Raw genomic sequence first — 10234 nt, forward strand, 5'->3', positions numbered from 1 at the left:
ATCCCGGCTACGGCGCTTCCGTCGCGTCGAGGGCACTGATCGCGGCCCGGACGCGCAGCGCGTCCGGGCCCGATGTGACGTCGAGGCCCGTGATCTCGGCGGCGCGGCGCAGCCGGTAGTCGACGGTGTTCGGGTGCACGCACAGTTCGTGTGCGGTGCGACGGCGGCTCAGACCGCAGCGCAGATACCCGCGCACCGTGGCCAGCAGCTCGGGCCGCTCGGTCAACGGCCTTATCAGATGGGCCAGTTCGTCCCGTGCCGGGCCGGGGCGCATCAGTTGGTACTCCAGCAGTACGTCCGGGAGCAGGTACAGCCCCGGGGGCCGCTCCGAGGCCGCCGCCACCCGGCGTACCTCCCGCGCCAGCGTCACCGCCGCGGGAACATCCGCCGGGGCGGCGGCCGCCGCGCCCGCCATGATGTCGACCCCGGCGACGCGGCACATGTGGGAGACGGCGCCGGCCAGCCGCGCCCAGTCCTGGTGTGTCACCCGGTCGGACGCCGCCCGGCACGGGATCAGCGCCAGGCCGCCGTCGCCGGACAGTGCGGACAGGACCGTGCCCTCGACATGCCGGTCCAGCTCCACCCGTAGACGGCGCAGCTTGCGCTTGCCCGCGATCACCGGACTCACCCCGTCGAGTGCCTCGTCCGGGTGAGCGCCGATGGACAGGTCGAGAACCAGATAGCAGTCGGGAACGTCCAGGCCCCAACGGGCCGCGGCACCCAGCACATCCGTCCCCTCGACCAGCGCCGTCAACAGGTCCTGACGTGCCGACTGTTCCTCGCCGAGCACCGCCTGCCGCTCGGCGGTGTATCCCGCCACCACGGTCACCGTCATCCGTTCCAGGAACTCCAGGACAAGACCGGTGGCGGCCCGCACATGGTCCAGGTCGTCCGCCGTGGCGTGGCGGAGCATCTGTTGCAGGCACTCCTGGGCGCCGATGTGGTACGCCCGCAGCACCGCCTCGACCGGCACGCCCTCCTCTGCGCGCTTGGCCGCCGACTGACGCAGCGCCAGAAAGCGTCCCTCGCTGGGGAGTCGACCCGTGCGCAGCATCGCCGCGAAGGAGGCGATGCACTGCTCGACGACGCCCTGGATCTCGCCACGGAGCTGTTCGCGGGGCATGGTGTCGTACACCGGAACCTGGTCGACGAGGCGGTCGAGGACGCGACCGGTCAGCGGCGGGAGCGCGTCGCTCAGGCGCTGGTGCAGAGGCACACCGTCGAAGCTCAGCGGCAGCGGCGGCGCGGCATCGCCGATCATGCGGCCTCCTTGCGGCGCCCGAGGTTACCTACGCGTAGCGCAGTAAAGCTCGCTGGTCGCGGCCGGGGGTGTCAAGGGTGCGTCCGGGGCGGTGGGTGGGTCTCCCGTGGACGCGGCGTTTTGTGACGGGTCACAAACAGCGCCGCCGATGTCTGGACGTCGGCCGGGGTGCAGGGGTGTGCCCGCTGCCTCAGTCTTACCTCGATGCCCGTCCCTCCGTGACGTATCTCAGGAGACACCCATGCCCGTGACCGATCCGTCCCCGCGGGGACCGAGGTCCCACAAGGTCCTGGCCGCCGCGGCCGTCTGCGCCTCCACCGTGCTCATGCTGTCGGCCGCGTCTCCCGCGCGGGCGGACGACGCGAAGAGACTTCCCGAGGGAGGTGTGGCGCAGGCGCTGGCCAACTATGTGAGCTCCCCGGGAGCCGTTGCCGGCGCCAACGACTGGTCGTGCAAGCCGAGTGCCGAGCATCCCGAGCCCGTTGTCCTGCTGCCGGGCACCTTCTTCAACTTCGGCGCCAACTTCGTGAAGGCGGCGCCCCGTCTGAAGAACGCCGGCTACTGCGTCTACGCCATGAACTACGGGTTCACGTCGGTGTCCCTCGGACGCGTCGGCGGCCTCGGCCCGAACCGCGAGTCCGCGGCTCAGCTCGACGCGTTCGTGGACAGGACGCTCGCCTCGACGGGCGCGAAGAAGGTGGACATCGTCGGCCACTCGCTCGGCGGCAACGTCCCGATGTGGTGGATGAAGAAGATGGGCGGCGCCGAAAAGGTCGACAACTACGTGGGCTGGGCGCCGAGTTCGCACGGCACCGACCTCAACGGCATCACCGACCTCGGCGCCGCGCTGAACCTGATGGGCTTCGTGACACGTCTGTCGAACGTGGCCCAGTTCCCGGGTGTCATCGAGCAGACGAACACCTCCGAGTACACCCGCGAGATGTGGGCGGACGGCGACACCGTCCCGGACGGGCCGCACTACACCGTCGTCATGACGAAGTACGACACCGTCGTCACGCCCTACGCCACCCAGGCGCTCAAGGGCAAGGACGTCGACAACGTGGTGCTGCAGGACGTCTGTCCCGGCGACCGGGCGGGGCACATGGGTCTCTTCAACGACGACCCGACGCTCCAGATCACCATGAACGCCCTCGCCGACGGACCGGCGGACTTCAAGCCGTCCTGCCACGGCTACGGCCTGCAGCTGCTCTGAGTCGGTCTCCTCCCGGTACGACGCTGGCGGAGCGAATGCCTCCGGCCTAGCGTGAAGTGCTCCGGCACGGAAGGCGCCAGGGAGGAACCGCATGACCAGTCAGGACGGACAGGCCGTGGCCACCTCGTCGGCCGAACTCACCACCGCCCACGCATCCGCCGCGCTGCTGGAACGGCTGGCCGACAAGCTCGGCGGCCGGGCCTCCGTCGCCGCGGTCTTCGGCGAGCCGGTCTTCCGGGAGGGCATCACCGTCGTCCCGGTCGCCCAGGTCGGCTTCGGCTTCGGCGGCGGCGCCGGGCGGGAGAAGGCGGGGGACAAGGACGGGGAAGGCGGGGGAGGCGGAGGCGGCGCGGGGGCCAAGCCACTCGGCTTCATCGAGATCAAGGACGGAACCGCCACCTACAAGCCGATCCGTGACCCGTGGGTGGACGTCGCCCTGCCGCTCGCCACACTGCTGGTCGGCGTCGCGGGGAGCAAGGTGATGCGGGCGGTGGCGAAGGCGCGTCTCGGGCGGCACGAGAAGTCGGACTGAAGTCTCGGCCCGAGGCGTCGGGCCCGGTGCCGACTCAGGTGATCGATCCAGTTACCTCCTGCTTGTCTGTAAAGTTCCTTTAGGGACTTTCGGTCCTTACAAAGGTCATATGTGATCCCCGACGATTGTCCCTGGGAGGACCACGCGGAAGGGGGGAACCCAGGGAGGTCAGTACATGGTCGGCACCGGTGCGTCCGGAGGCGGAGCGAGGGCCGCCGCCGGAGTGGCGGCGGACGGCACACGGGGATCGACGCGTGTGGTCGGGCTGCTGCTCGCCGCCGTGGCGGCCCTGTACGTGGTGGCACCCGCGGTGCACTCCGCCGCGGTCCCCCTGGTCCACGCCGAGCTCGGCCTGGGTGCGGGTCACGAGGTGGTCGCCCGCGTCGTGGGCTCGTCCCTGGCGCTGTTCACCCTGTTCGTCGCGGGACGGGCTGGTGACCTGCGGGGCCGGCGCTCCGTGCTGATCGTGTCCCTGGCGGGGCTCGCCGTCGGCTGCGCGCTGCTCGCCGTCGCGTTCGACGGCTGGTCGTACGTGCTCGGGCGGATCGTCGTCGCCGTGGCCCTGGCCGCCGTCTTCGTCAGCTGCCTCGCCTTCCTGCCGACCGTGTTCCTGCCCGGCCGGATGCGCAAGGTGATGGGCGGCTGGCTGGCCGCGATGTCCGTGGGCTTCGTGCTCGCCGTGAACCTGGCGCCGCGGGCGGCGTCCACCACGGGGTGGCGCGTGGCCATGGTCGCCATGACCGTCGCGGCGCTCGCGGCGCTGTTACTGGTGCATCGCTACGTGCCCGAGCCCCCCGCGACGACGCGGCATCCGATGCCGGACCGGCCACGGGCCTGCTGCCTGATCGCCTTCGGTGTCCTCGCCCCCGCGACGCTGCAGCTCGCCCCCGTGTGGGGGTGGGCGGACCCGCGCGTGGGCCTGCTGCTGCTCGCCTCCACGCTCGCCCTCGTCGTCGCGCGGCTGCGCTGCCCCGGCCTGTCGATGGCGTCCCGCGGGCGCCCCGCGCTGATGCCGGGTGCGCTGCGGGCGGGCGCACTGGTCGCGGGCCTCGCGCTCGGCTTCACCCAGGTCGTGCTCGCCATGGCCCTCCCCTCGCTCGCGGCCGAGCGGGGTGGCGGCCCCGAGTCCGCGGCGTTCGTCCTGTCGGCCTTCGGCGTCGGCGGCGCGGCGAGCTGTCTGCTGGTGCGGCACCGCGCGATCGCACCGGTGACGGGTTCCTCGCTCGGTCTGCCGCTGGCCGCGCTCGGCCTGGTCCTGCTGCACGCGGGGCTCGGCGCGGACGCCTACCCGGTGCTCGGCGACTTCGCCGTCGTGGCGTTGATCGGATTCGGCGTCATGCTGGCCGCCGCACCGCAGATGGCGCGCTACCTCGCCGCCCTCCCACGCACCCACCTCGGCACCAGCGCCGCCCTGCTGCCCGGCTCCATCCTCCTGGGCACCGCCGCCGCGCAGGCCCTGCCCTACACCTCCGCCATCGACAGCGTCCCCGTGCCCGCCGAGGCACGCCAGCTGCTGCGCGTCGGCACGATCGTGCTCGCCGTCGCCGCCCTGCTGCTCGGCCGCGTCGCGGTCTCCGTGGCGGTGGCCTGCACCGCGGCACTGCAGTACCTGCTGACCCGCACGGGCATCGGCGACGCCGGCACCGTGATCGTCGCGCTCGCCTTCGGCGCCGCCGCCGGCGCCCTCGTCTGGTCACGGCGGGAGCAGCGGGACCGGCTGGCCCGCATGAGCCAGACCGCCAGCACCCTGCAGCACGCCGTGCTCCACCCCATACCCGAGGACCTGGGCCGACTGCACCTCGCGAGCCTGTACCGGCCCGCCACCGCGGACACCGGCATCGGCGGCGACTTCATCGAGGCCCTGCACACCCCGTTCGGCACCCGCATCCTCATCGGCGACGTACGCGGCAAGGGGTTGCAGGCGGTGCAGACCGTCACCGACCTGCTGGGCTGTTTCCGCAGCCAGGCGTTCGAGACGGAGGAGCTCGGGGAACTCGCCGCGCGCCTCGACCGGCAGGTGCTGCGCGCCGCCGCCACGCGAGGGGACGAGGAACTGTTCGCGACGGCGCTGCTGCTGCAGCACGACGGCCCCGAGCAGGAAGTCCGCGAGCTGCACGTCGTCAACTGCGGCCACCTCACCCCGCTGGAGGTCACATCCGCCGGCGTCACGGAGGTCGACGTCCCGACCCTGCTGCCCCTGGGCTTCGGCACGCTCGGCTCCGGCGCCCCGCTCATCCCGCACACGGTGCGCCTGGGCGCCGGGGCGACGCTCGTGGCCCACACCGACGGACTGAGCGAGGCCCGGAACTCGACCGGCGAGTTCTACCCGCTCACCGAGGGCCTGATCCGCGCTCCGTACGGCACCCCCGAGCACCTCGTGGACCACCTCGACGCCGGCGTACGCGACTGGACCCATCACCTGGCCGACGACATCGCCATCATCGCGATGCGCCCGGCCGAGACCCCGGCCCCGGCGGTCCCCGGCCCGACGACCGGCCTCAGCGGCTGTGCCACCGGACCCGCCCGCGTCATGCGGACAGCCCCGGAATGACCGGGGCCGGGGTGGCCTGCCCGGTGCGCAGCACCGTGAGCAGGGAGCGCAGCGCGGCGTGGGCCTGCGGTGCGCAGGTGGCGGAGTCGGCGTCGGACACCGCGCGGTGGGCACGCGTCCAGGCCCTGGAGGCACGACCGTTCTGGTGGTCGACGAGGGCCAGGGCGTAGCGGGCGCGCATGCTGGACCACATGTCGTCGCGCAGCCCGGGCTGCGCGAGGGCGGCGAGGGCCGCGCGGTGTGCGGCGCGTGGCTCGGTGTCCCGCCGGGCGAAGGCGAGGGCCGCCAGGTAGACGGCACGGCCGGGTCCGCCGGTGACACGGTCGGGGGTGAGGACGCAGGCCTGCTCGAAGAGGTCGGCGGCCTGGAGGGGGTCACCGAGGGTGAGAGCGATGAGGCCGTGGACGTGGGCGATGCGGGCCAGCAGGGTGTCGTCGCCGTCGAGGACCGCGCCGGGCCAGATCCGGTCGAGCAGGGTGAGGGCCGTGTCCGGGTCGGTGCGCGCGGCGAGCCAGGCGGCGAGCCAGGCCGCGGGGGCCGCCGCGGGATGGTCGTCGGGGCACCGGGCCAGGAGCTGGAGGAGATAGCGCAGCCCGGCCGCGGCGTGGCCCGTGACCCACCAGAACCACAGGCGGGTGGCGGTCTCCAGGGCGGCGACGGTGGCCTCGGGACGGGGGTCCGTCAGCGCGTACCGCAGGATGGCGTTGAGGTTGTGCTGCTCGTCGGCCACCAGACGTACCGCCTGCGTCTGATGACCGTGCTCCCACAGGTGTTCCGCGAGGTGCACGACCCTTCGGCAGTGCCCCGCCCGGCGTTCGACCGCGATGTCGAGCTCGCCGGCCTCGGTGAGCCGGCGCTCGCCGAACTCCCGTACAGCCGCGGGCATGCGGTAGCGCGGCTCGCCGGGGCCGTGCGGGTCGTTCTCGTGCTGGAGCAGGCCGAGCGAGGCCAGTTGGGTCAGCAGGCCCGGTACCTGGTGCGGGGCGATCTCGCCGCCGGTGCACAGCAGGACGGCGGCCGCCTCGCCGAACGGCCCGGCCAGGATGCTGGCGCGGCTCCACACCATCCGCATCCAGGGGGAGCACAGCGTGTGCACCGCGCCGACGGCCTCCTCGACGGAACGGTGCCGCCGCAGGCGCGGACGGGGGCTGTGCAGCCAGGACTGCCCGTGCTCCACGAGCTCGGCCAGGTCGTGCAGGGAGTACGACCTCAGCTGGGCGGCCGCGAGTTCGATCGACAGGGGCAGTCCGTCGAGGGTGTGGCAGATGGTCTGGACGCGTTCGAGGGTGGCCGGATCACGGTGCCGCAGCGCGCGACCCGCCGTGGCCAGGAACAGGCGCGCGGCGGGCGAGGGGGAGCCGTCGGCCTCGGGCCCGGTGGCGAGCGGGCCGAGCCGCAGGACCGCCTCGTCGCCGAGTCCGAGGGGGCGGCGAGCGGTGATCAGGACCTGGAGCGTCGGGTGGTGCAGCAGATGCCGCTGCACCACTCCGACGCACTCGTCATGGACCGGGTCGATGTCGTCCAGGAACAGCAGGACCCGGGGGCCCGCCCGCCGCCCGGCGCTCGGGCCGTCCGGCGAGAGCGGGGTGCCGAGCAGCGCCTGTCGCACGGCGTCCCGGAAGGCCCCCGGCCGGCCGGTCGCCTCGGGCCAGGACACCCGCACCACCTGCCGCCGGGACGGCCGGGCCCGCTGCGCGGCGACGTCGCCCAGCAGACTCTTGCCGACCCCGACAGGGCCGGTGACGGTGACCAGTCGGTGGCCCGACAACAGGCTCCGCAATTGGGTCAGTTCGGCTTCTCGCCCGATGAGGGAGTCGTCTGCCCTGCTGTCCGCGACGAGCCTGAGAAGCGTGCCCACCTCGCCGGCTTGCTTGCGCACCTTGTGTCCTTTGCGGCTTCGATGAATGGAACGAAGAGTGGTGAGCGAAGATCAGCAGAATCGTTACTGTCGGAGACTCCCGGCAGCTTCAACGCCGGTGGTGCGCCCCGGTAGTGCGTGCGGGCGCAGGCGTACCCGCAGGGCACCCAATTCGGATGCACCCGATGACGAAATCCATGAGAAACACCCGTCACGGACACATCTCGCGTACATCTCATTACGGAATCCCCACACGGGGGTGTCCTTTCCGGACACCCGCCCCGCCGTGCCGGATCAGGGCTGTCGGCCGCCGAACACGTCGTTGCGCAGCAGCTGTTCGGCGCACCAGCGGAAGTGGCCGTCGTCGACGCCCATCCCGAACAGGTCGTAGGTGGTGAGGGCGTACGCCGCCTGATAGACGCTCAAGGCCGTGGGCGCGTAGCCGAGTTCGTCGGCGAACAGCCGGGTGAGATGCGCGGCGTGGGCCGCCGCGTGCGGGCCGTACATGTCCCAGACGGCAGCGGTGACGGCGGCTTCGAAGGCCGGGTCGCCGCCGGTGGTGTAGAAGCCGAAGTCGAGCACGGCCACGGGGCGGCCGGAGCCGTCCACATGGATGTTGGGCGGGACGAGGTCGCCGTGGATCGCGGTGTCCGGAACGTCGGGGAGCGAGCGCAGCGCGTCGAGTGTGCGCTCGACGCCCGCGTCGAGGCCCGGCACGAGAACTGCCAGGGCGTCGCGGTTCCGGGCGACGGCCCGCGAGACGAGGGCCGCGAGCGCGGACGGGAAGCGGCGGTGCCCCTGCCACAGGGGGCGGTCGTCGCCCTGGACGGTGAGCGCGCGCATCGCCTCCGTCGCGGGCACGGTGGCCAGGCCCCGCAGGGTCGTCAACAGCACATCCCGGTGGTGCGCGGGCAGTTCACGGTCGAACTCTTCGTGCGCGGAGTCGCCGTGCACCGACGCGCCGGGCAGCTCGCGCTCGTACGTCACCACCACGCCCTCGTACTCCGCGGCCTCGAAGATCTCCGGCGTGGCGAACGGCAGAGGGTGTGCCGCGATGTCCGCGTACACCTGCCGGGACAGGGCGAGGCCCGTCGGCGGGCGCCCGGTCCACACCTTGGCGACCCGGCCACCCCCGAGCGCGTAGACGACACCCTCGACGCCGGCGCCGATACGGCGCGCGCCGGTGTGTCCGCGCTCGGCGAGGCGGCGGGGCCAGGGGTCGGTGACGGGCGGGAACTCTTCCATCCGCCCAGTAGATCAGAGGAGGGGTGAGGGTGTCGTGTCATGACACTGCATGCATGTCTTCGCCATGCCAAATCACGGTTTGTGACGGCTGGTTGTACCGATCGGCACATCAAATACGTGCCTCATAGCGGCAATTGGTGCGCGACCTGTTGCCCCCGGAGCTTCAGCGCTTTAGCGTTCTGGCACTCAACCGCTTGAGTTCAGGGCGGTTGGGTTTCGGGCCGTCCCGTTCGGGGGCGGCTTGCCGGTAGGCGTGGCAGGAGATTCCATGCGCCGTACTCCCTCCAGACGCTCGACCCTGAAGGACATCGCCGAAGAGGCGCGGGTGTCCGAGTCCGCCGTGTCCCTGGCGCTCAACGGGCGGCCCGGTGTCTCGCCGGCCACCCGTCAGCGGGTGCGCGCGGTCGCCGACCGGCTCGGGTGGCAACCGAGCGCGGCGGCACGGGCGTTGAACGGGGACAGCACCGCCACGGTGGGGCTCGTCCTGGCCCGCCCCGCGCATGCCCTGGGCGCGGAGTTCTTCTTCCTGCAACTGGTGTCCGGGATCCAGGAGGCGCTCGCCGGGCGGAGCATCGGACTGCTCTTTCTGGTGGTCCCCGACCTGGACGCCGAGTGCGCGGCCTACCGTCGCTGGTGGGCCGAGCGGCGGGTCGACGGTGTGCTCGTCGTCGACCCGAGGGACGGCGACCCGCGCCCGTCGCTGCTCGACGAGCTCGGCCTGCCCGCCGCGTTCGTCGGATCCGTGCCGAGGGGCGAGGGTGGCTCGGCGCACCCGGGCATCTCCAGCGTGTGGGCCTCGGACACCCGGGCGATGGCCGGCATCGTCCAGCACCTGCACGGACTCGGGCACCGCCGCATCGCGCACATCGCGGGGCTGCCCCATCTCGCCCACACCCAGCAGCGCATGCGCTCCCTGCGCGACGAGGCGGAGCGGCTCGGTCTCGACCCCGCCGACGTGCGCAGCATCCCCACCGACTACTCCCGGCAACAGGGCGTCGACGCCACCCGGCAGGTGCTCGACACCCATGGGGCGCGGCCCACGGCGATCGTCTACGACACCGATGTGCTGGCCGTCGCCGGGCTCGGCGTCGCCGCCTCGCTCGGCATCGAGGTGCCGGGCGCGCTGACGCTCGTCGCCTGGGACGAGTCCGTGCTCACGGGCTCCACACACCCGCCCCTGTCCGCCCTGGTCCGTGACACCCCGGCCTTCGGGCGGCATGCCGCGGAGGAGCTGCTCGCGCTGATCGACGGAGGGCCCGCGCGCACCGTCGAGGACGAGACCCCGCGGCTCGTCCCGCGCGGCAGCAGCGGCCCGGCCCCCGCCGACCGCGGCCGCGCCCCCACCGGACGCGCCCCCACTCGTCGTGCCCCCACCGGACGCGCCCCCACTCGTCGTGCCCCCACCGGCCGAGGCCCCACCCCCGGCTGATCCACGCACCCCGGCGCCCCACCGCCCTGCTTTGACAACGATGTCGAACGATGAACGATGTCGAACGACTGCCGGGCGGACTCGCGGTACGCGTCCGGCTCGCCGTACGCCGGGAACGGCGCGTCGATCGCGGCGATGCCGGCGG

7 protein-coding genes are annotated in these 10234 nt (G+C 72.8%); 4 read left to right on the top strand and 3 right to left on the bottom strand.

Annotated elements, in window-relative coordinates; translation table 11 throughout:
* Nucleotides 1-7 precede the first annotated feature (7 nt).
* Nucleotides 8-1261: a PucR family transcriptional regulator gene (locus OKJ99_RS25765; protein ID WP_326019910.1), complete on the bottom strand. Its 1254-nt coding sequence runs from the start codon at nt 1259-1261 to the stop codon at nt 8-10.
* A 241-nt stretch (nt 1262-1502) separates the two neighbouring features.
* On the opposite strand from OKJ99_RS25765, the gene OKJ99_RS25770 reads away from it, so the two are divergent.
* The 3 genes from OKJ99_RS25770 to OKJ99_RS25780 all read left to right on the top strand — a co-directional run bounded on the left by OKJ99_RS25770 (nt 1503) and on the right by OKJ99_RS25780 (nt 5557).
* Complete coding sequence (locus OKJ99_RS25770) at nt 1503-2474, top strand: alpha/beta fold hydrolase (protein WP_326019911.1); 972 nt, start codon at nt 1503-1505, stop codon at nt 2472-2474.
* Nucleotides 2475-2565: 91 nt separating this feature from the next.
* On the top strand, nt 2566-3006 hold the full coding sequence (locus OKJ99_RS25775; RefSeq protein ID WP_326019912.1) for a spore germination protein GerW family protein: 441 nt from the start codon (nt 2566-2568) through the stop codon (nt 3004-3006).
* A 175-nt stretch (nt 3007-3181) separates the two neighbouring features.
* Complete coding sequence (locus OKJ99_RS25780; protein ID WP_326019913.1) at nt 3182-5557, top strand: SpoIIE family protein phosphatase; 2376 nt, start codon at nt 3182-3184, stop codon at nt 5555-5557.
* On the opposite strand, the gene OKJ99_RS25785 is transcribed toward OKJ99_RS25780, so the two are convergent.
* Complete coding sequence (locus OKJ99_RS25785; RefSeq protein WP_326019914.1) at nt 5535-7436, bottom strand: ATP-binding protein; 1902 nt, start codon at nt 7434-7436, stop codon at nt 5535-5537. The two genes, OKJ99_RS25780 and OKJ99_RS25785, sit on opposite strands and share 23 nt — an antisense overlap.
* A 273-nt stretch (nt 7437-7709) precedes the next feature.
* On the bottom strand, nt 7710-8660 hold the full coding sequence (locus OKJ99_RS25790; protein WP_326019915.1) for a phosphotransferase family protein: 951 nt from the start codon (nt 8658-8660) through the stop codon (nt 7710-7712).
* 268 nt (nt 8661-8928) lie between these two features.
* Here OKJ99_RS25790 and OKJ99_RS25795 point away from each other — a divergent pair, with 268 nt between their 5' ends.
* Nucleotides 8929-10089, top strand: a complete 1161-nt coding sequence (locus OKJ99_RS25795; RefSeq protein WP_326019916.1) for a LacI family DNA-binding transcriptional regulator — start codon at nt 8929-8931, stop codon at nt 10087-10089.
* Nucleotides 10090-10234: the final 145 nt, after the last annotated feature.

Origin of the sequence: Streptomyces endophyticus (assembly GCF_035798155.1) — a bacterium.
GTDB lineage: Bacteria > Actinomycetota > Actinomycetes > Streptomycetales > Streptomycetaceae > Streptomyces > Streptomyces endophyticus.

What these genes read in the sequence shown, in the direction of transcription:
- OKJ99_RS25765 (WP_326019910.1), bottom strand. Translation starts at nt 1,261, where the DNA reads ATGATCGGCGATGCCGCGCCGCCGCTGCCGCTGAGCTTCGACGGTGTG.
- OKJ99_RS25770 (WP_326019911.1), top strand. Translation starts at nt 1,503, where the DNA reads ATGCCCGTGACCGATCCGTCCCCGCGGGGACCGAGGTCCCACAAGGTC.
- OKJ99_RS25775 (WP_326019912.1), top strand. Translation starts at nt 2,566, where the DNA reads ATGACCAGTCAGGACGGACAGGCCGTGGCCACCTCGTCGGCCGAACTC.
- OKJ99_RS25780 (WP_326019913.1), top strand. Translation starts at nt 3,182, where the DNA reads ATGGTCGGCACCGGTGCGTCCGGAGGCGGAGCGAGGGCCGCCGCCGGA.
- OKJ99_RS25790 (WP_326019915.1), bottom strand. Translation starts at nt 8,660, where the DNA reads ATGGAAGAGTTCCCGCCCGTCACCGACCCCTGGCCCCGCCGCCTCGCC.
- OKJ99_RS25795 (WP_326019916.1), top strand. Translation starts at nt 8,929, where the DNA reads ATGCGCCGTACTCCCTCCAGACGCTCGACCCTGAAGGACATCGCCGAA.